The sequence below is a fragment of the Aurantimonas endophytica genome, assembly GCF_014196845.1.
Lineage (GTDB): Bacteria > Pseudomonadota > Alphaproteobacteria > Rhizobiales > Rhizobiaceae > Aurantimonas > Aurantimonas endophytica.
The window spans coordinates 36,755-57,141 of the sequence record NZ_JACIEM010000005.1; the positions used below are offsets into that span (position 1 = coordinate 36,755).

20 protein-coding genes are annotated in these 20,387 nt (G+C 68.5%); 12 read left to right on the forward strand and 8 right to left on the reverse strand.

Features of this window, described 5'->3' with window-relative positions:
• The first annotated feature begins 5 nt into the window (after positions 1-5).
• The 5 genes from GGR03_RS17735 (at position 6) to kduD (ending at position 4,788) form a co-directional block, all read left to right on the forward strand.
• Complete coding sequence (locus tag GGR03_RS17735) at positions 6-1,286, forward strand: TRAP transporter large permease (protein ID WP_183210123.1); 1,281 nt, start codon at positions 6-8, stop codon at positions 1,284-1,286.
• 5 nt (positions 1,287-1,291) lie between these two features.
• Entirely contained in the window at positions 1,292-2,770 is a 1,479-nt protein-coding gene (locus tag GGR03_RS17740) for a mannitol dehydrogenase family protein (protein ID WP_183210124.1), read from the forward strand.
• A gap of 25 nt (positions 2,771-2,795) precedes the next feature.
• Entirely contained in the window at positions 2,796-3,128 is a 333-nt protein-coding gene (locus GGR03_RS17745) for a cupin domain-containing protein (protein ID WP_183210125.1), read from the forward strand.
• 80 nt (positions 3,129-3,208) lie between these two features.
• The gene (gene kduI, locus GGR03_RS17750) at positions 3,209-4,033 is read left to right on the forward strand and encodes a 5-dehydro-4-deoxy-D-glucuronate isomerase (RefSeq protein ID WP_183210126.1); all 825 of its coding nucleotides are present in this window, start codon (positions 3,209-3,211) and stop codon (positions 4,031-4,033) included.
• Positions 4,030-4,788, forward strand: a complete 759-nt coding sequence (kduD, locus tag GGR03_RS17755; RefSeq protein WP_183210127.1) for a 2-dehydro-3-deoxy-D-gluconate 5-dehydrogenase KduD — start codon at positions 4,030-4,032, stop codon at positions 4,786-4,788. Before kduI ends, kduD begins: the two co-directional genes overlap by 4 nt.
• Before the next feature lie 9 nt (positions 4,789-4,797).
• Here kduD and GGR03_RS17760 read toward each other — a convergent pair whose 3' ends face one another.
• From GGR03_RS17760 to GGR03_RS17770, 3 genes are all read right to left on the reverse strand, one after another.
• Positions 4,798-5,676 (reverse strand): SMP-30/gluconolactonase/LRE family protein, encoded by an 879-nt coding sequence (locus tag GGR03_RS17760; protein ID WP_183210128.1) that lies wholly within the window; start codon positions 5,674-5,676, stop codon positions 4,798-4,800.
• 58 nt (positions 5,677-5,734) lie between these two features.
• Complete coding sequence (locus tag GGR03_RS17765; RefSeq protein WP_183210129.1) at positions 5,735-6,442, reverse strand: DUF1045 domain-containing protein; 708 nt, start codon at positions 6,440-6,442, stop codon at positions 5,735-5,737.
• A 132-nt stretch (positions 6,443-6,574) separates the two neighbouring features.
• Positions 6,575-7,474, reverse strand: coding sequence for a CehA/McbA family metallohydrolase (locus GGR03_RS17770; protein ID WP_183210130.1), 900 nt, complete (start codon positions 7,472-7,474; stop codon positions 6,575-6,577).
• 218 nt (positions 7,475-7,692) lie between these two features.
• Here GGR03_RS17770 and GGR03_RS17775 point away from each other — a divergent pair, with 218 nt between their 5' ends.
• From GGR03_RS17775 to GGR03_RS17790, 4 genes are all read left to right on the forward strand, one after another.
• Positions 7,693-8,817, forward strand: a complete 1,125-nt coding sequence (locus GGR03_RS17775) for an ABC transporter substrate-binding protein (protein WP_183210131.1) — start codon at positions 7,693-7,695, stop codon at positions 8,815-8,817.
• Positions 8,818-8,886: 69 nt separating this feature from the next.
• Positions 8,887-9,798 (forward strand): ABC transporter permease, encoded by a 912-nt coding sequence (locus GGR03_RS17780; protein WP_183210132.1) that lies wholly within the window; start codon positions 8,887-8,889, stop codon positions 9,796-9,798.
• Positions 9,795-10,619 (forward strand): ABC transporter permease, encoded by an 825-nt coding sequence (locus GGR03_RS17785; protein WP_183210133.1) that lies wholly within the window; start codon positions 9,795-9,797, stop codon positions 10,617-10,619. The genes GGR03_RS17780 and GGR03_RS17785 overlap by 4 nt, the downstream gene beginning before the upstream one ends.
• Positions 10,616-11,701 carry an ABC transporter ATP-binding protein gene (locus GGR03_RS17790; RefSeq protein WP_183210134.1) on the forward strand — a complete coding sequence of 362 codons (1,086 nt, stop codon included), beginning with the start codon at positions 10,616-10,618 and terminating at the stop codon, positions 11,699-11,701. The genes GGR03_RS17785 and GGR03_RS17790 overlap by 4 nt, the downstream gene beginning before the upstream one ends.
• A 30-nt stretch (positions 11,702-11,731) precedes the next feature.
• Here the strand turns inward: GGR03_RS17790 and purU are convergent, their stop codons facing one another.
• Entirely contained in the window at positions 11,732-12,586 is an 855-nt protein-coding gene (gene purU, locus GGR03_RS17795; protein WP_183210135.1) for a formyltetrahydrofolate deformylase, read from the reverse strand.
• A gap of 290 nt (positions 12,587-12,876) precedes the next feature.
• Here purU and GGR03_RS17800 point away from each other — a divergent pair, with 290 nt between their 5' ends.
• Positions 12,877-13,830: a serine hydrolase gene (locus tag GGR03_RS17800; protein WP_252920294.1), complete on the forward strand. Its 954-nt coding sequence runs from the start codon at positions 12,877-12,879 to the stop codon at positions 13,828-13,830.
• Between the two features lie 7 nt (positions 13,831-13,837).
• Here GGR03_RS17800 and GGR03_RS17805 read toward each other — a convergent pair whose 3' ends face one another.
• The 4 genes from GGR03_RS17805 to GGR03_RS17820 all read right to left on the reverse strand — a co-directional run bounded on the left by GGR03_RS17805 (position 13,838) and on the right by GGR03_RS17820 (position 18,552).
• Positions 13,838-15,007, reverse strand: coding sequence for an FAD-dependent oxidoreductase (locus tag GGR03_RS17805; protein WP_183210602.1), 1,170 nt, complete (start codon positions 15,005-15,007; stop codon positions 13,838-13,840).
• 70 nt (positions 15,008-15,077) lie between these two features.
• Positions 15,078-16,937 (reverse strand): CHASE2 domain-containing protein, encoded by a 1,860-nt coding sequence (locus GGR03_RS17810; RefSeq protein WP_183210136.1) that lies wholly within the window; start codon positions 16,935-16,937, stop codon positions 15,078-15,080.
• The gene (locus GGR03_RS17815) at positions 16,934-17,446 is read right to left on the reverse strand and encodes a FecR domain-containing protein (RefSeq protein WP_183210603.1); all 513 of its coding nucleotides are present in this window, start codon (positions 17,444-17,446) and stop codon (positions 16,934-16,936) included. The genes GGR03_RS17810 and GGR03_RS17815 overlap by 4 nt, the downstream gene beginning before the upstream one ends.
• Positions 17,447-17,559: 113 nt before the next feature.
• A complete protein-coding gene (locus GGR03_RS17820) occupies positions 17,560-18,552 on the reverse strand; it encodes a threo-3-hydroxy-L-aspartate ammonia-lyase (protein ID WP_183210137.1) in 993 nt (330 codons plus the stop codon).
• 239 nt (positions 18,553-18,791) lie between these two features.
• Between GGR03_RS17820 and GGR03_RS17825 the strand changes: the two genes are divergently transcribed.
• Both GGR03_RS17825 and xth read left to right on the forward strand, forming a co-directional pair.
• Positions 18,792-19,562, forward strand: a complete 771-nt coding sequence (locus GGR03_RS17825) for a hydroxypyruvate isomerase family protein (RefSeq protein WP_183210138.1) — start codon at positions 18,792-18,794, stop codon at positions 19,560-19,562.
• 11 nt (positions 19,563-19,573) lie between these two features.
• Positions 19,574-20,386: an exodeoxyribonuclease III gene (xth, locus tag GGR03_RS17830; RefSeq protein WP_183210139.1), complete on the forward strand. Its 813-nt coding sequence runs from the start codon at positions 19,574-19,576 to the stop codon at positions 20,384-20,386.
• The last annotated feature ends 1 nt before the right edge of the window (position 20,387 follow it).

Genomic DNA, 20,387 nt, shown 5'->3' on the forward strand with positions numbered 1-20,387 from the left:
CCATCATGGAACTCACCATCCTCTTCGGGACCTTCGTGTTCCTGCTTTTAATCGGCACGCCGATCGCCTTCTGTCTCGGCATCGCCTCGCTGGCGACGGTCATGTATATCGGCATTCCGCCGATGATCGTCTTCCAGCGGCTGAATTCCGGCCTCAGCGTCTACGCGCTGCTCGCCATCCCGTTCTTCATCTATGCCGGCGACCTGATGGTCCGCGGCGGCATCGCCGGCCGGCTCGTCGCCTTCGCCGGCTCGCTCGTCGGCCATGCGCGCGGCGGCCTCGGCCAGGTCAACGTCGCCGCCTCGACGCTGTTCGGCGGCGTCTCGGGGTCGGCGGTCGCGGATGCCTCGGCGATCGGCGGCCTGATGGTGCCGCAGATGGAAAAGCGCGGCTACGGCGCCGACTACGCCGTGAACATCACCGTGGTCTCGTCGATCATCGCGCTCCTGATGCCGCCGTCGCACAACATGATCATCTATTCGATCTCGGCCGGCGGCACGATCTCGATCGCCGACCTGTTCACGGCCGGCGTCGTGCCGGGCCTGCTGCTCGCCGCCAGCCTGATGATCGTCGGCTGGTGGGTGGCGGTGCGTCGGGGATACCCGACCGAGACCTTCCCCGGATGGCGGATGGTGGCGATCCTTTTCGTCGGCGCCGTTCCCGGGCTGCTGCTGATCGGCATCATCTTCGGCGGGGTACGCTCGGGCGTCTTCACCGCGACGGAAAGCTCCTGCATCGCCGTCGTCTACGCCGTCGTCGCGACCATCATCTGCTACCGCTCGCTCAGCTTCGAGGATTTCACCCAGGCAACCCTCGGGGCGGTCCGCACCACGGCCATGGTGCTGCTGATCATCGGCATGGCGGCCGCCTTCGGCTGGCTGCTCGCCTATCTCAGGGTCCCGGCCGAACTCGTCGCCTTCATGAAGAGCGTCTCCGACAACCCGTTCATCATCCTTCTGATGGTCAACGTCATGTTGCTTGGCCTCGGCACCTTCATGGACATGTCGCCGCTGATCATCATCACCACGCCGATCTTCCTGCCGGTGGTCACCGCCTATGGCGTCGACCCGGTGCAGTTCGGGGTGATCATGGTGCTCAATCTCGGCATCGGCCTCTGCACGCCGCCGGTCGGCGCGGTGCTCTTCGTCGGCTGCGCCATCGGCAAGATCTCGGTGTGGCAGGCGATGCGCTCGATCTGGCCATTCTACGGCGCCGCGGTCTTCGTGCTGGGCCTCGTGACCTATGTTCCGGCCGTGTCGCTCTGGTTACCGTCGCTGTTCCGGTGAGCGCGATGCATCGACTGTCGCTCCGGGCCCTGCCGGACTTGGATCCCCAGATCCGCAGACCCGCCTACGACTCGCGCATGACGGCCGCCGGTATCGTGCATCTCGGTGTCGGGGCGTTCCACCGCGCCCATCAGGCGGTCTATCTCGATGATATACTCGCCGACGACCCGCAATGGGCGATCGTCGGCGCATCGCTGCGCCGTGCCGACATGCGCGACGCGCTGGCTGCGCAGGACAATCTCTTCACGGTCGCCATCCGCTCCGGCGACGAAACGAAGCTGCGCGTCGTCGGCTCGCTGAAGACAATCTACGTCGCGCCGGAAGACCCGGAAGCGCTGCTGACCGCGATGTGCGACCCGGCGGTGCGCATCGTCTCGATGACCGTCACGGAAAAGGGCTATTGCCACGACCCGGCGACGGGCGATCTCGACCCGGCCCATCCGGATGTTGCCGCCGATCTCGTGCGGCCGCGCGCCCCGATTTCGACGCCCGGCCTGCTGGCGGAGGCGTTGCGGCGGCGGCGGGAGGCGAAGATCGTTCCGTTTACGGTGATGCCCTGCGACAACCTGCCGGAGAACGGGCCGACCGTGCACCGGATCGTTGCGCAATACGCCGCGCTGATCGACGGCGGCCTGGCGCGCTTCGTCGAGAACGACGTCGCCTTCGCAGGGACGATGGTCGACCGGATCGTGCCGGCTACAAGCGAGGCGGACATCGCCGAGATCTCGGCGAAACTCGGCGTCGAGGATGCCTGGCCGGTGATGACCGAGCCCTTCACCCAATGGGTGATCGAGGATCGCTTTCCCACCGGCCGCCCGGACTTCGCCGCCGTCGGCGCCGAGATGGTGGGCGACGTCGAGCCGTTCGAGCGGATGAAGCTCCGGATGCTCAACGGCTCGCACTCGACGCTGGCCTATCTCGGCTATCTCGCCGGCTACGAGACCGTGGCGCAGACCATGGCCGCCCCCGATTTCGCACGGCTGATAATGGGCCTGATGACCGAGGAAGTCATGCCGACGCTCGACGTGCCCGGGGCCGATCTCGGCGCCTATCGCGACGCGCTCGTCCGGCGCTTCAACAATCCGGCGCTGAAGCACCGGACATGGCAGATCGCCATGGACGGTTCGCAGAAGCTGCCGCAACGGCTGCTCGGCACGGTCCGCGACCGGCTGGGGGCTGGCGCGCCGATCGACCGGCTGGCTCTCGGTGTCGCCGCCTGGATGCGCTATGTCACGGCCGTCGACGAGAAGGGCGCCGCGATCGACGTCAGGGACCCGATGGCCGACCGGCTGAAGGCGATCGGCGAGGTGGCCGGCCGCGATCCCGAGAAACTGGCTGCGGCCTATCTCGGCGTCGAGGAGATATTCGGTCGCGACCTGGCGGCCTCGGACGACTTCGTCCGCCCCGTCGTCGCCGCACTCGCGGCGCTGCTCGATCGCGGCGCTGCGGCCACCGTTTCGCAATACGGCCGCGGCGGGCATTGAGCCGCAACGGCCCGAAGGAGAGAACATGAGCAACGCAACCGCCCAGACCGCCGGCGCGTGGACGCAGGTGGACGAGAAGGTCCGGCGCCGGATCCTGTCGCACACGCCGGAGATGATGGTCGTCGAGGTCGAGTTCCAGCCGGGCGGCTACGGTCCGCCGCACGCCCACCCGCATCTGCAGTCCACCTACGTGAAGTCCGGCAGCTTCGACTTCACCGTCTCCGGCGAGATGCGGACGATTGGCGAGGGCGACAGCATCGTCGTGCCGTCGAATTCCTTGCATTCCTGCGAGAGCGCCAGCGGCGGCCGCCTGATCGACGTCTTCGCCCCGGCGCGGGAAGATTTTCTGACGCGCTGACATCCGGCAGCGCCGTCGATCCTCACTGCGGCGCTGCTGCGCCTTGCGCACCCACCAAGACACCTGAAGGACGAGACCCCATGAAGATCGAAACACGCCAGGCGATCGACCCGCGCCACGCCAAGACCCTCGACACCGGAGGGCTGCGCAGCGAGTTCCTTATGGAGGGATTGTTCCTGCCGGGCGAGATCAGCCTCGTCTACAGCCATTACGACCGCTTGATCGTCGGCGGTGCCGTGCCAGCCGGCGGCGAGCTTGTGCTGGACAGCGCCAAGGAGACCGGCACGCCGGCCTTCCTCGACCGGCGCGAGGCGGTGGTGGTCAATGTCGGCACGGCCGGCAGCGTGCGAACGGGGAGCGGCACCTTCGATCTCGGCAATCGCGACATGCTCTATGTCGGGCTCGGCGACGGGCCCCTAACCTTTTCCGGAGAGGGCGCGCGCTTCTACATCCTCTCGGCGCCGGCACATCGCCGCTTCGACACGCGGCTAGTGACCATCGACGCCGCCAAGCGGGTGGATCTCGGCGCCGCCGAGACCTCCAACGACCGCTCGATCTTCCAGTTCGTGCATCCCGACGTGATGGAGAGCTGCCAGATCGTCGTCGGCATGACGACGCTGCACAACGGCTCGGTCTGGAACACCATGCCGGCGCATCTGCATGACCGCCGCTCCGAGGCCTATCTCTATTTCGACCTGCCGCAAGAGGCGCGGGTATTCCACATGATGGGCGATCCCGCGGAGACCCGGCATCTGGTGGTGAAGAACGAGGACGCGGTCCTCTCGCCGCCCTGGTCGATTCACTGCGGCGCCGGCACTGCCTCCTACACCTTCATCTGGGCGATGGCCGGCGACAATGTCGACTATCGCGACGTCGACATGGTCGCGATGAGCGACCTCAAATGAGCGGACGCTTCGACCTTTCCGGCAAGCGTGCCTTCGTCACCGGCGCCAATACCGGCATCGGCCAGGGCATCGCGCTGGCGCTGGCCGAGGCCGGGGCGACGGTCGCCTGCGCCGGGCGCTCGTCGATGGACGAGACGCTGGCGACGATTGCCGCCGCCGGCGGCACCGCAAGCGAGTGGCTGGGTGACTTGGCCGACAAGGACGTGGCGGTCGACCTCTTCGCGGCGGCCGCTGCCGAGCAAGGCCCGTTCGACATCCTGGTCAACAATGCCGGTATCATCCGCCGGGCCGACGCGGTGGACTTCACCGAGGCGGATTGGGACGACGTGCTCGATCTCAACCTGAAGACCGCGTTCTTCCTGTCGCAGGCCTTCGGCAAGACGGCGATCGCGGACAGCCGGCGTGGCTCGATCGTCAACATCGCCTCGGTGCTGACCTTCCAGGGCGGCATCCGTGTCGCCAGCTACACCGCCTCCAAGCACGGCATCGCCGGCGTGACCAAGCTGCTCGCCTGCGAGTGGGCCGGCAAGGACATCAACGTCAACGCCATCGCACCAGGCTATATCGTCACCAACAACACGGCGGCCTTACGCGACGATCCCGACCGCACCGCGGCGATCCTGTCGCGCATTCCGGCCGGGCGCTGGGGCGAGGCATCCGATATCGGCGGCGCCGCGGTGTTCCTGGCGTCGGATGCGGCGCGCTACATCCACGGTGCCGTGCTGCCGGTGGATGGCGGCTGGCTCGCCCGCTGAGCCGCGAGCCTACAGCAGCACCTTCGGCTCGTGCCGGCCCTTGACCGGCAGGTCGAGGAGGAAGGTCTTGCCGGCGTCGGGGTCTTCCCGACGCTCGGCGTCCGACATGCCGCTCCAGGCGGAGGTGACGATCAGCCGGTCGGCGCTCTGGCCGATGAAGGCCGGGCAGGTGACCTGGCGGGCGCCGATGGCGACCGAGCCGATGCGGGTGCCGTCCGGCGCGTAGGTGTCGAGCATGCCCGAGCCCCAGCGGGCGTTCCAGACCTGCCCGTCGACGTCGCAGACCGAGCCGTCGATGCCGCCCTCGCGGCTGGTATGGTTGAAGAAGGTCTGCGGCTCGCCGATCGGCAGGCCGTTTGCCGGGTCGACCGCGACGCGCATCAGCCGGTAGAGCTTGGTGTCGGTGAAATAGGCGATGCGGCCGTCCGGCGAAAAGCAGATCGAGTTCGGAATGCCGATGCCCGGATAGAGCTGGCGCAATTCGCCGGCGCGATACCAGTAGATGGCGCCGAGCCCGGGCTCGCCTTCGATCCCCATCGTGCCGATCCACAGCGCGCCGGAAGGATGCACGCGCCCGTCATTGGAGCGCGTGGCGGTGTTCTCGGCTTCCAACGGCTTGTGCAGCGACAGACGGCCGCTGCGGCGGTCGCGGACGTAGAGCCCGTCCTGCGCGGCGATCAGCTGGCGGTCGCCATCGATCACCGCCAGCGCGCTCGCCATGAAGGGCAAAGGGTGGACGGTCGCCTCGTCGGCATCGGTCGGCTTTTCGAGGAGCGCCTTGCCCTCGATGTCGAACCACCAGGCGGTGCCGGTCGCCGGGTCGTAGGTCGCGCCCTCGCCGAGCCGGCAGGCAATGCTGGAAAACACCCCGACGCTTACATCCGTCATCTCGATTCCTCCCGGTAACGACAGTCTGGATGAGGCAAGAACGGCGCCGGCCGGCAAGTCAAGCGACAAGCGCGCCGGCGACCTCCGCCCTGTCGCGGCGGGGATCGAACGGGTGCATCGAATGCAGCCGGAACGGCGCGCCGGGCTCCGGCTCGATGAAGATCGCCAGCCGGTCGATGGCGATGGGGGCGCCGTCGAGCGAGCCGAAATGCTTGGCGAGCCGCTTCTCCACCTTGGCCCGCTCGGCCTTCTCGACCGAACCGGTCAGCGTCATGTGGAAGCGGAAATCGTGGAACACGTACGGGTAGCCCCATTCTGCCAGCTGTTCGCGCTGGCGCTCGCTGAGCTTGTCCGGGTCGCGGCGGCGGATTTCCTCCTCGCTCGTCGGCGCGCGCATCGGCTCGAAGGTTCGCACGACGGCTTCGGCGAGTTCAGCCAGCGCGACCGGCGGGGTCTCGGGGACGAAGGCGAAGAACGATCCGAGCCTGGCAATGACCAGCCGGTCGATGTCGAACGCATCCCGCGAGGCGCAGAAAGCCGCCAGCCGGGCATCGAGATCGGCGAGGTCAGTACTCTCGGCGAGGCGGAAGGGGGCCTTCATCGTGGCGTGGAAGCCGTAGCGCGCCGGCTGTTCGACCAGCGGATCGAGGCGCTTGTCGCGCGGCCGGGTCGGCTCGCCGTCGAAGGCGCCGCGGCCGAGCCATTCCGCAGCCGCCCGGGTCAGGGCGGCGCCGGCGGGGGGCGTGAAATAGATGGCGGCGCGCATGGGCGGGGTCACAGTCAGCTTGGTGGTGCGGTGGCCGCAGGAGCCTCGTCGGGGACCACATTATGTGGCGGCGGGGCGGACATAGGCCCTCCGACCCGATTTGCCCAGCGCTGGCCGCTTCGGGTGGTACCCTCAGAGCCAGATCGGGTTCGACCAGGCGCGTTTGCCGGCGGCATCGGTGACCACCACCCGGCACCAGTCGCCGGCGAAGCGCGTCAGCGGCAGGGTAGCGCGGGTCAGCTGGCGGCCGGTCACGCATTCCGCCCGCGAGCCGCGCCCGACGAGCGAGACCGTGACGGCCGCGGAGGACGTGATCTCGATCTGATCGGCGTCGACGACAAGACCGAGGATCACCGGCCCTTGCGTCGAGTAATAGGCGCCGGCCTTCATCGCCGCGAGCAGCGCCTCGGGCTCGTTCGCCTCGGCCTTCACCATCATCCAGCCGCCATTGTAGTCGGCCAGCTTGAAATGCGCGTCGTCGGCGGCGTAGCCGGTCAGGCGGTGGCCCTCGTTGAGCAGCGCGTCGAGCAGCATCGTGCCGTCGCCGCGGGCGCATTCGACGTCGCAGCCGGTGTTCCAGATCTCCACCGCATGGGCGATGCCGGCCATCTGGCGCCCGTCCTCGATGCTCAGCGACGACCATTGCGGATGCGCGATGCCGAGGAAGGCGCCGGCGGCCACGGCGCGCGTCGCCAGCGCCACGGCATCCTCGCCGGGCTGCAGCGGCGCGAAATCCAGCGGCAGGCCGCAGGCGAGCAGATGCCAGATTTCGCCGTGGCTGTTCTCGGGCGCGTGGATCTCGGCGCCGTAGATCGTCGTCAGCTGGTTGCTGCGGAAGGCCGTCGTGTCGGTGACGGGAAAGCCGAAGCGCTCCAGGAAGTGGTCCGAGAGGCACAGGAAATCGTAGCCTGCCTCCTCGTAATGGCGGCAGACCTCATGCGGCGACAGCGCCCCGTCGGAGCGGTCGGAATGGGTGTGGATGTTGCCGCGATAGAAGCGGCCGGCAGCCGTGAAGGCGGACAATCCGGTCATGGTTTTCCCTGCTCTTGCCGGATGACGGGTTAGCGGTGCTTAATATCGGATTGATGACGGATCGCCTTGGAGGCGCCCTGGCAGGCGACCGGAACATTGCGGCCGGAAAGCGACATCGAAGTGTCATGCGGCGGTGCTACCGCACCGGCGCTCCGAGTGAGACGACTGGGGTTGATCGCCTTCGCCAATCGCGGCGGACGGCCAGAGAGGGTTTCGTTATGAACAGGTCCTGCAAACGTATCGCTTCACTCGCCGCGATCCTGTCGCTTTCGACCAGCGCGGCCTTCGCCCAGACTGCCGACGGAGCGGCGATGTCGATGGACGAACTCGTCGCCGCGGCCAAGGAAGAAGGCCAGCTGACGACGATTGCCCTGCCGCACGACTGGTGCAATTACGGCGAGATGATTTCCGGCTTCAAGGCGAAGTACGGCATCGAGATCAACGAGCTCAACCCGAACGCCGGCTCCGGCGACGAGATCGAGGCGATCAAGGCCAACCAGGGCAATACCGGCCCGCAGGCGCCGGACGTCATCGACGTCGGCCTTTCCTTCGGCCCGGCAGCCCAGGCCGAGGGCCTGCTGATGCCCTACAAGGTCGCGACCTGGGACGAGATCCCGGACGAGGCCAAGGATGCCGACGGCCACTGGTACGGTGACTATTACGGCGTGCTTTCCTTCCAGGTGAACAAGGACATCGTCGAGGAGGTCCCGCAGGACTGGGCCGATCTCCTGAAGCCGGAATTCGCCAACTCGGTCGCGCTCGCCGGCGATCCGCGCACCTCGAACCAGGCGATCCAGGCCGTCTACGCAGCTGGCCTCGCGCAGAGCCCCGACGCTGACGCGGCGGCTGTCGGCACGGCCGGTCTCGACTTCTTCAAGCAGCTCAACGAAGCCGGCAATTTCGTGCCGGTGGTCGGCACCACCGCGACGCTGGCGCAGGGCACGACGCCGGTGCTGATCCACTGGGACTACAACGCGCTTTCCTCGCGCGACACGCTCGCCGGCAACCCCCCGACGGAAGTCGTCGTGCCGAATTCCGGCGTCGTCGCCGGCGTCTACGTCCAGGGGATCAGCGCCTACGCGCCGCATCCGAACGCTGCCAAGCTCTGGATGGAGTATCTCTATTCGGACGAGGGCCAGCTGACCTGGCTGAAGGGCTACTGCCACCCGATCCGCTTCAACGCGATGTCGGCCGCCGGCAAGATCCCGCAGGACCTGCTCGACCGTCTGCCGCCGGCCGCCGCCTACGACAAGGCGAAGTTCCCGAGCCTCGAGGACCAGGATGCCGCCAAGGCGGCGATCACCAGCCAGTGGGACAGCGTCGTCGGCGCCACCGTCCAGTAATCTCGGTCTGAACAAGGGGACCGCCGCCAGCCGGCGGTCCCATCAGGCAAGGCGTCGGAGCGGGGAAGCATGGCGTCAGTCGTCGACGGAGTTCTGCCGGATGCACGGTCGGTCGCGGGGCCGCCTGCGAAAGGCCCGTCGGCCTCGCTTGCCTGGCTCGGCATCGTCCCGTTCTTCCTTTTCGCGCTACTCTTCCTGGTCGGCCCGACGGTCTACCTGGTCTTCGGTGCCTTTCAGGATCCGACCGGGGCGCTGACGCTCGCCAATATCCATGGCCTGTTCACGCCGCAGATCATGGCGGCCTACTGGATCTCCATCAAGATCAGCGCCGCCTCGGCGGCGCTCGGGGCGCTGATCGGCTTCTTCATCGCCTATGCGATCGTCCATGGCGGACTGCCGGCCTGGATCCGCCCGACCATCCTCACCTTCTCCGGCGTCGCCTCGAACTTCGCCGGTATCCCGCTCGCCTTCGCGTTCCTGGCGACGCTCGGCCGGCTGGGCCTCGTCACGGTGTTCCTCAACGAGAGCTTCGGCATCAACATCTACCGGCTCGGCTTCAACCTCCTGTCGTTCTGGGGCCTGACGATCACCTATCTCTATTTCCAGATCCCGCTGATGGTGCTGATCATCGCGCCGGCGCTGGACGGGCTGAAGAAGGAATGGCGCGAGGCCTCGTCGATCCTCGGCGCCACCAGCTGGCAGTATTGGCGGATGGTCGGGTTGCCGGTGCTGGCGCCCTCGATCCTCGGCTGCTTCCTGCTGCTCTTCGCCAACGCCTTCGGGGCGATCGCCACCGCCTATGCGCTGACCGGGTCGTCGCTCAACATCGTGCCGATCCTGCTCTACGCGCAGATCCGCGGCGACGTGCTCTACAACCCCAATCTCGGCTATGCGCTGGCCTTCGGGATGATCGTCATCACCGGCTGCTCGAACCTTCTTTATCTGTGGCTGCGGGCCCGCGCCGAGCGGTGGCAGCGATGAAGGCCTCGACAGTCGGCCCCTATCTCGTCGTCCTGATCGGCGCGCTGTATTTCCTGCTGCCGCTGGTCGCGACATTCGAGTTCTCGCTGTCGATGCTGCGCGGCATCTGGAGCTTCGAGGCCTATCGGGTGGTCTTCGCCGACCCGCGCTTCCGCGAAACGTTCCTGTTCTCGATCGTCGCGGCGTCGGCCACCATCGTGCTGGGGGCGCTGCTGGTCGTGCCGACCGCCTACTGGGTGCGGCTAAAATTCCCCAAGCTGCGGCCGGTAGTCGAGTTCATCACGCTCTTACCGCTGGTGATCCCGCCCATCGTCCTCGTGTTCGGCTATCTGCGGCTCTACAATTCCTCCTCGTTCCTGCCCTTTACCGGTAGCGCCAACGGCACCAACCTCCTGCTCGTCTTCGGCTATGTGGTTCTGTCGCTGCCCTATATGTTCCGGGCGGTCGATACCGGCATGGCGGCGATCGACATCCGCACGCTGACCGAGGCGGCCGAGAGCCTCGGGGCGAAGCGCAGCACCATCCTGTTCAAGATCATCCTGCCGAACGTGCGGGCCGCGGTGCTGTCGGGCGCGTTCCTGACCTTTGCGATCGTCATCGGCGAGTTCGTGCTGGCGAGCCTGCTCAACCGTCCGGCCTTCGGTCCCTATCTGGCGCTGGTCGGCGCCAACCGGGCCTACGAGCCGGCGGCGCTGGCGGTGATCGCCTTTGCCATCACCTGGGCCTGCATGGCGCTGATCCAGCTCTCCGGCCGCAAGGCGACCGGCGGGCGCCGCTTGCCCCGTTCCCTGTTCACCCTGTCCAGGCGTGCCGCAAGATGAGCTTTCTCGACATTTCCGGCGTCACCAAGAGCTTCGGCCCCAACACGGTGGTGCACGGCTTCGACCTTGCCATCCAGAAGGGCGAGTTCGTCTCCTTTCTCGGGCCCTCCGGCTGCGGCAAGACGACGATGCTGCGGATGGTCGCTGGTTTCGAGATCCCGAGTTCCGGGACGATCCGCATCGACGGCGAGGACGTCACGCACCAGCAGCCGAACCGCCGGCGGATCGGCATGGTGTTCCAGGCCTATGCGCTGTTTCCCAATCTCTCGGTCGCCGACAATGTCGCGTTCGGGCTGAAGGTCGCCGGCAAGCCGAAAAGCGAGATTGCGCCGCGGGTCGAGGAGATGCTGCAGCTGATCAAGCTGCCGCATCTCGCCGACCGCTATCCCTACCAGCTCTCCGGTGGCCAGCAGCAGCGCGTGGCACTGGCGCGGGCGCTGGCGCCGAGCCCGCGGGTGCTGCTGCTCGACGAGCCGCTCTCGGCGCTGGACGCCAAGATCCGCCTGTCGCTGCGCGAGGAGATCCGCGCCCTGCAGCGCGAGCTCGGGATCACCACGATCTTCGTCACCCACGACCAGGAAGAGGCGCTGTCGATGTCCGACCGCATCGTGGTGATGAGCGAGGGCCGGATCGAGCAGTGCGGCGCGCCGTTCGAGATCTACAACCGGCCGAACAACCGCTTCGTCGCCGGCTTCGTCGGCACGCTCAGCCTGATCGAGGGGGTGCGGACGGCCGGCGGCAGCGTGACGGTGGACGGCAGTCCGGTGACGCTCGCCGAGCCGAGCCCTGGGGCCACCGGCTCGCCGGTTACGCTGGCGCTGCGGCCGGAGGCGGTGAAGCTCGAGCCGTCGCCGGAGCGGATCAACCGGCTCAGTGGCCGCGTCGAGGACGCGCATTTCCTCGGCTCGGTGGTACGGCTGCGTCTCTCCGTCGCCGGCGGCACGATCCTCGCCGACACGTTCAACCGCCCGACCTCGCCGCCGCCCGTCCGAGGCGCGGTCGTCGATCTGTTCTTCTCGCCGCACGACGTCTTCGCGCTGCAGCCGGGCGCGGCGCCGGCGACGATGGCGGCGGTGGCCTGAGCCGAGCTGCCGTACTGAGCGGCGGGGCGGCTACTGAAACACCACCGTGCGGTGGCCGTTGATCATCACCCGCTGCTCCAGATGCATCTTCACCGCACGCGCGAGGACGCGGCTTTCGACGTCCCGGCCGACGGCGACGAGATCGTCCGGCGACATCGCATGCGTCACCCGCTCGGTTTCCTGCTCGATGATCGGGCCCTCGTCGAGATCGGCGGTGACGTAGTGCGCCGTCGCGCCGATCAGCTTGACGCCGCGTTCGTGCGCCTGGTGATAGGGCTTGGCGCCCTTGAAGCTCGGCAGGAACGAGTGGTGGATGTTGATGATCTTGCCGGAGAGACGGCGGGAGAGATTGTCCGACAGGACCTGCATGTAGCGGGCGAGCACGACGAGATCGGCATCGCTCTCGCGCACCAGAGTCAGGAGCTTCTCTTCCTGATCGGCCTTGGTCTCGCGCGTCACCGGCCAGTGATGGAACGGCACGCCTTCGTACTCGGCGGTGCGGCGCGAATCCTCGTGGTTGGAGACGATGGCGACGATCTCGGCGCGCAGCCAGCCGACCCGGATCTGGTAGAGGAGGTGCAGCAGCGCGTGGTCGAATTTCGAGACCATCAGCACGATCCGCGGCACGCGCGACAGGTCGGCAATCGTGGTCTTAAGGTCGAAGCGAGAGACGACCGGCGCGAGCTGCCGCTCCAGCGCGTCGCGCTGCGTTCCCGCCGGCGCGGTGAAGGCGATGCGCAGGAAGAACCGGTCGCTCTGCCGGTCCCAGAACTGGGCGCTCTCGGCAATGTTCGCGCCCGCGTCGGCAAGTTCGGTCGTCACCGCGGCGACGATGCCGGGCTGGTCCTTCGAGGCGAGCGTCAGGATGAAAGCGTTGTCGGTCATGGCAGGCCTGTCGGTCTCGTCTGCAGGGCAGGGCGATCACCGCCGCCGGCTTGTGCCGGCAAGCGAATCGCGCTGGTTGCCGCAGCATAGGCGGTGCACTGCAGCAAAGCATCGTGCGGCTGCGACACGGCGCTGCGCAGGCCGGACAGCGACTCGGGCCGACGCAATGTCAGTCGAATTGTGCTCGCCGGGGCACAGGGAGCGTTAAGCAAGCCTGAAGGGGATGCTGTCAGTTTGACAGGCCAAGCCGGGCGCGCCTAGCTCATTGAAACCACACCGAGGTTCGCCCCGTGAACGGAAACCGCTTTCGCCGGTTCTGCCTGATCGACGCCCCCAAGGCTGCGGTCGTCGCCTTCCTCGCCTTGTCGCTCGTCGCCTGCCGGTCGACGGAGCTGACCTCGGCGGGGCTGCTGCCCTATGCCTCGACGTCGGCGACCGACATCGCCCTCGGCGAGCCGGAGATTCGTGGTGTCTCGACGCTCGTGCTCGACTATCAGAGCGGCCGGACGCTCTATGCCGACGCCGAGGACGGGCTGCGCTATCCGGCGTCGCTGACCAAGATGATGACGCTGTATCTGCTGTTCGAGACGGTGGCGAGCGGCAAGCTGTCGCTCGGGAGCGAACTCGTCGTCAGCGAAAACGCGGCCGCGCAGGTGCCGTCGAAGCTGGGGCTGAAGCCCGGGTCGACGATCCGCGTCGCCGATGCGGCGCAGGCGCTGGCGGTGAAATCCGCGAACGACGTCGCGACGACGATCGCCGAAAATCTCGGCGGCTCGGAGCCCGCCTTCGCCGCGGCGATGACAGCCAAGGCCCGCTCGCTCGGCATGCGGCACACCCGCTTCGTCAACGCCTCCGGCCTGCCGGATCCGCGCCAGGTCTCGACGGCGCGTGACCTCGCGACGCTCGCCCGCGCTCTGCTGGCGCGTTTCCCGGCCTATGCGCCGATGTTCTCGAAGACCGGCTTCGACTACGGCGGCCGCCACTACACCGCGACCAACAAGCTGCTCGGGAAGGTGCCGGGCGTCGACGGCCTGAAAACCGGTTACATCCGCGACTCCGGGTTCCACCTCATCGCGACCGCGACGCGGGGCGGACATCGCATTCTCGTCGTCGTCATGGGTGGCCGCTCCGGCCGCGAACGGGATGCGTATGTCACCGAACTGATCGATCGCTATCTCGGCGCGGCACCGATTGTGGCGTTCTCGGGCGCGCCGTCGTACGCGCCCGGCATCACGGTCGAATAGGCCGGGACTATAACGAGGCGCGGCGCGCGACCGCATTGTAACCGTCGACGAAGCGGCGGTCGTTCCAGTCCTTCCAGCGCCAGACCCAGTGTCCCTCGAGGGAGAGTCCCCATTTGTCGGCGACGGCGCGCCCGTCGGCGGTCGACAGCAGCGTCAACCAGTGGCGCTGTGGCCGGTAGGGCTCGAGCGGCGTTGCCTCCAGGGCGTGGCGGATGTTGCGCGCCAGCACCGCGCCCTGCCGGACGGCGAAGACCCCGGCCTTGGGCCGCGGATCGGGCAGGGCGGCGATGTCGCCGGCGGCGAAGACCGCGGGGTGCGAGAGCGAGCGCAGCGTCGCATCGACGGCGATGAAGCCACTCGCGTCCAGCGCCAGGCCGGTGCCGCGCAGCCAGGGCGCCGCCGCGCTCTCGGTGGCCCAGAGCACGGTGTCGGCCCGGATGCGACGGCCGTCGGCGGCACGGAGTTCGCCATGCTCGAAGCCCGTCACATCGAAGCCGGTTTCAAGCCGGATGCCCTTGTCCGCGAGCGCGCGGGCCAGTCGCCGGCGGGTCCGGAGGCTGCGTTCGCACAGGATCTCCGGGTCCCGTCCCGCCAGGACGATCGTCGCTCCGCGGCCGTCTCCCACCCCTTGCAGGCGTCGGGCGAGGGCGAAGGCAAGCTCGACGCCGGCTGGCCCGGTCCCGACGATCGCGACCGTGAAGTCGTCGCTGCTGCCGGCGGCTGCCGCTCCGCCGAGCGCATCCAGCCGGTCGACGAAATCGCCGATCGGTTTGACCGGGATCCCGGCCGCGTCCGGCGCGCGATTGGGCACCGAGCCGATATCGATCGACAACAGGTCGTAGCCGAGCTCGCCCTGGCCACGCACCGAGAGCGTTCTCGCCTGCGGGTCGAGGCCGATGGCCTCGCCGCGCAGCAGCGTCGCGCCGGCGTAGCGCGCCAGGCCGGCCGCATCGATCAGCAGCTCGTCATAGTCGTAAAGGCGGGCGACGAAGCCGGGCAGCATGCCCGAATAGGGCGTGCGGACGTCGCGCGTCACCAGAGACAGCCGGACGCCGGGCATCGGTCGCTCGCCGAAGGCCTTCAGCACCGCCACATGCGCGTGGCCGGCGCCCAGCAGGACGACATGGCGGTCAGGAGCGGGTGGGGACAGTTCGGTTTCCTCGTCGGTGGCGGGCAGATGGGCTCTCCCATCTCGTCGACCCTTAGATAGGAGCGGATGCGGCTCGTTCAGGACGCGGGGTGGCGTGTCAGGCGAGCGACCCGTCGGAGTCGCGATTCCCGCCGAGCCAGAGCGCGACCGTGACTGGCTGCCGCCGGCCCCGGATCTCGATCAGTTGGACCGAGTCCGGCTCGCCGAAGCCGGCCCGATCCTTGTCCAGCGTATCGAGAAGCTCCGCCGACACGGCCAGCGTCGCGCCATGCGCCTTGGCGACTTCCGTCAGCCGGCTCGCGACATTGACGTTGTCGCCGCTGACGGTGATCTGCTGGTGGGCGTCGTGGCCGAGCCGGGAGAGCACGACGGTGCCGTAGTGCAGGCCCACCCGGACCCCGATCCCATGGGAGACGCCCGCCGCCGTGCGCAGCCAAGTGCCGACGCGCCGCGTCAGTGCGAAGGCGGCGGCGAGCGCCTGCGAGGTGGTGTCCGGCGCGGCATCCGGCACGCCGAACACCGTCATCGCGCCGTCGCCCATGAAGTTCAGCACCACGCCCTGACGGGCTGCGGTCTCCTCGACGACGATCGTATGGAACTCCTTCAAGAAGGCGCGCGTGCGCAGCGGGCCGAGTTCCTCGCTGCGGGTGGTGAAGCCGGACAGGTCGATGAAGAGGATCGCCGCCGGTTGCTCGATCGGCTCTCGCAGGAACTGCGGATCACGGGCGATGCGCCGGGCGAGCGCCGGCGGCTGGAAACGGCGGAGGCTTCGCTCGGCCTCTTCGAGCCGGCGCGTCACGCGGCGTTCGTGCATCTGGCGCGCCAGGACGGCGATGCCGATCGGCGGCAGCGCGGCTGCGAGCGGCAGCCCGGCGCTCAGCCAGAGACCCTCACCGAGAAGCACGAAGGTTGCGGCGATCCAGAGGAGAAGGGCGCTCGCCGCGATGACCAGCCCTGCGGTGAGCGGCAGCAGCGAGACCAGCGCCACGCCGCCGACCGAGAGGACCAGCGCGGCCGCAGCGTCGATCCGGCGGATCGCCACGTCCCGCACGAGGGCGGTGCCATCGAGGAGGTTGGCGATGCCGGTCGCCAGGATCTCGACGCCGGGCGTGACCGGATCGAACGGCGTGGCGAACGTATCGCCGACCGCCGTCGCGGAGACGCCAAGGAGCGCGAGGCGACCCCCGAGTGCCCGGCCGTTTCCCGCCAGCACATCGGCCGCGCTGACGGTTCCGATGCTGCGCGCCGGGCCATGGATGCGAAGCGGAAGGTTCCAGCCAAGATCCAGCGGCACGACGGAGCCGGCCGTCGTGACCCCGTCGCGGCCGAGCACCGGGTCGATGCCGTCGTAGAGCCCGACCGCCCGCAGCGCGAAGCCCGGCATCGGGCCGCGCGAGGTTTGGAAGAGGAGGGGAAGGTGGCGCGGCGTGCCGGCGGCATCGGTGGAGACATTAGCGAATCCGACCGACGCCGCGGCGGTGAAGGCAGGCAGCGGCCACAGCTCGTCTGCCGTTGCCGGAAAGGCGCCGGCCGCCGCGTCGCTGCGGTCGAACCGGCCGGCGGCGGCGATGACGGTCGGGATGCTCGCGAGCGCCTCCGCCAATGCGGCATCATCCTGCGGCGTGGTCGGATCGACCAGCAGGAGATCGATGGCGAGCGCGCGGGCGCCGGCGGCATCGATGGCGCGCACGAGAGCGGCGAGCCGGCTGCGAGGCAGCGGATAGCCGCCTTCCGAGGCCACGGTCGCATCATCGATGGCGACGATGGCGACATTGGCGGGCGGCGGCAGCGGCCCGGCGACGAGCAGCCGGAGATCGGTCAGCGGCTCCTCGATGCGGTCGACCAGGCTGCGTTCACCCGCAAGATGCATGGCGGCGAGCCAGCCTGACCAGGCGATGGTGGCAAGGACGGCGACGGCGGTCCACAGGAGGTATCCGGCGGGCCGCCGCAGGATCATCGCCCGAAGCGGGCCAGGAGCCGCGCGACCCGCTCCTGCGGCCAGCGGCGCACGACGAGCGGCTCGCCCGGGCGGACGTCGACGCCCTCGCCGGGGCCGAGCGTCACGACGCCGGGACCCTGGCGCGCGGCGACCTGCACCGCGCCTCGCGAGACGAACACCGCCGTGGTGTCGGTCTCGACATCCACGGCGTAGACGGTGCCGCGCACCGAGGCGATGGCGTGCGGCGTCAGGATCTGGAAGCTGCGGGCCGGTGTCAGATCGATCAGCACAGCGCGGCCGGTCAAAGCGACGCTGGTGGGGGCGGCGTTCGCGGCCGGCGCCCGGATGGTGATGTCGGCGGCGGCCTCCGCCTCGATCACCAGTCCGCCCGGACAACGGATCGTTTCGCGGGGCGGATTGCCCAGCGTGGATGAGGTGCAGGCCGCGGCCTGCTGGGCTGTCGCCGCCCCGACCGACAGGCAGACGAAGGCGAGGCTCGCCACAATCTTGGCCGCAAATCCCGACATCACGCGTCACTCCTCGAACCCGACAGCCATCCTGTTAATTGGCTGCCACTCGACTAACCCTATGCGCCTGCTTCGCGCGACATTCGACGGTTGCGTGCCGCCCGGCGGACGCTTCAACCGGCGAGAAAGCGGGCGTAGCTCGCCAGGTCGACATTGCCGCCGCTGACGATCACCCCGACGCGGCGATCTTCGCACGAAACGGCGCCGCTGAAGGCGGCCGCTGCCGCAAGGCAGCCGGTCGGCTCGACCACCATCTTCATTCGCTCGGCAAAAAAGCGCATCGCCTCGACCAGCGCTTCATCCGATACGGTGACGATCTCGCTCGCCAGTTCGCGGACGATCGGAAAAGTAAGCTCGCCGAGATGCGTCGTCAGCGCGCCGTCGGCGATGGATCGCGGCACCGGAATGGTCACGACCTCGCCCTTCGCCAGGGACTGCCGGCCGTCGTCGCCGGCTTCCGGCTCGACGCCGATCACCTGGCAGCCGGGCGACATCGCGGTGGCGGCAAGGGCGCATCCGGACAGGAGGCCGCCGCCGCCGAGGCAGACGAGGAGCATGTCGAGCGGCCCGGTCTCCTCGATGAGCTCGGCCGCCGCCGTGCCCTGGCCGGCGATGACGTCGAAATGGTCGTAAGGCGGGATCAGCGTCAGACCGCGCTCGGCCGCAAGATCGCGGGCCAGCGTCTCGCGATCTTCCGTGTAGCGATCATAGGTCACCACCTCGGCGCCGTAGCCGCGCGTCGCGGCCATCTTCATCGCCGGCGAATCGATCGGCATCAGGATCGTTGCGGCGACGTCCAGCAGCCGGCTTGCCAGGGCGATCGCCTGGGCGTGGTTGCCGGAGGAATAGGCCATGACGCCGCGGCGCCGGGCCTCGGCTGGCAGCGCCGAAATGGCGTTGTAGGCGCCGCGGAACTTGAAGGCGCCGGCCCGCTGCAGGTTCTCGCATTTGAAGAAGAGCTGGCCGCCGGTACGCTCGTCAGCAAAGCGGGAGGTGAGCACGGGTGTGCGATGTGCAACGCCCTCGAGACGCCGGCGTGCCGCTCCAATGTCGGCGAAGACCGGCAAGCCGGTGCTGCTGCCGGCTTCCAGAATCGAGGCTGTCATGAAGAGGCGATCTCCGCGGCATTCGAATGGCGCCCGCCCGAAGGCGTTGCGCATGGCGGCGCATGATACCCCGGCGCGCCCGAATTCCAAGCGCGTCCGTTACAGCGCAAACGCAATGGGGAAGACCCGGCTTCCACTCCGGCTTCCGATTCAGCTATGGATGCACCCTGTCGTTGCCGTTAACAGCTGCTGGCTCTGCCGCCGCTTTCGTGGCGCGAATACCGCCAGGGAGTTCCCCGATGCCGCGCTTTTCCGCCAATCTCGGCTTCCTGTGGACGGAGATGGGTCTGCCCGATGCGATCCGCCGCGCCCATCGCGCCGGTTTCGCGGCCGTCGAATGCCACTGGCCCTATGAGGAGGACAGCGGCGCCGTGCGCGCAGCGCTCGACGAGACCGGGCTGCCGATGCTCGGGATCAATACGCGAAAAGGGCCCGATGCCGGCGATTTCGGACTTGCCGCCCTGCCGGGACGCGAGCCGGAGGCGCGCGCCGCGATCGACGAGGCCTTCGCCTACGGTGGCGCAATCGGCGCGTCCGCCGTCCATGTGATGGCCGGGAAATCGCTGGGGCTGGAGGGCGCAGCGGAAGCGTTCGAGGCCAATCTGCACCATGCCTGCGACCTGGCGGCGGGACATGGGATGACGGTGCTGATCGAGCCGCTGAACCACCGCGACGCGCCCGGCTATTTCCTCGTCGGCATCGAAAACGCGGCCGCGATCGTCGCGCGTGTCGGCCGGCCGGAGCTGAAGATCATGTTCGACTGCTACCACACGCAGATCACGCAGGGAGACCTGCTGCGGCGCTTCGAGGCGCACCGGGCGCTGATCGGCCATGTGCAGATCGCCGCGGTGCCGTCGCGCGCCGAACCGGACGAAGGCGAGGTCGCCTATGACTGGCTGCTGCCGGCGATCGATGCGCTGGGCTATGACGGCTATGTCGGGGCCGAGTACCGGCCGCGCGCCGGCACGGACGCAGGGCTCAGCTGGCTCGCCCGGATGCAGGCCGCCTGACGGCGCCAGCGATGCGGATCGCGACCTTCAACGTAAACGGCGTCAACGGGCGGCTCGCCGTCCTGCTGCGCTGGCTGGAGGAGACGACGCCGGACGTCGTCTGCCTGCAGGAGCTGAAGGCCCCGGACGGCAAGTTTCCGGCCACAGCGCTCGAGAAGGCCGGCTATGGCGCGATCTGGCACGGGCAGCGCAGCTGGAACGGCGTCGCGATCCTCGCGCGCGGCACCCGGCCGCTGGAAACGATGCGGGGCCTGCCGGGCGAGGACGCGGACGAGCAGAGCCGCTATATCGAGGCGGCGGTGCGGGGCGTCCTGATCGGCTGCCTGTACCTGCCGAACGGCAACCCCGCCCCGGGGCCGAAATTCGACTACAAGCTGCGCTGGTTCCAGCGCCTCGCCGACCATGCCAAGATGCTGATCGAGACCGGCGCGCCGGTGGTGCTGGCCGGCGACTACAACGTCATGCCGACCGATCTCGACGTGTACAAGCCGGAGCGCTGGGTGGACGACGCACTGTTTCGGCCGGAAGTCCGCGCCGCCTATGCGGGTCTTCTGGAACAGGGATGGCTCGACGCCGTGCGCGCGCTTCACCCGGACGCGGTGATCTATACGTTCTGGGACTATCTGCGGAATGCCTATGGCCGCAATGCCGGCCTGCGCCTCGACCACTTCCTGCTCAGCCCGGCGATCGCGCCGAGACTTGCTGCCGCTGGCGTGGACAAGGATGTGCGCGGCTGGGAGAAGGCCAGCGACCACGCGCCGGCCTGGATCGAACTGGTCGACGTCCCGGCAAAGCGGCGCCGGCGCCCGACGAAGGAGACCTAGA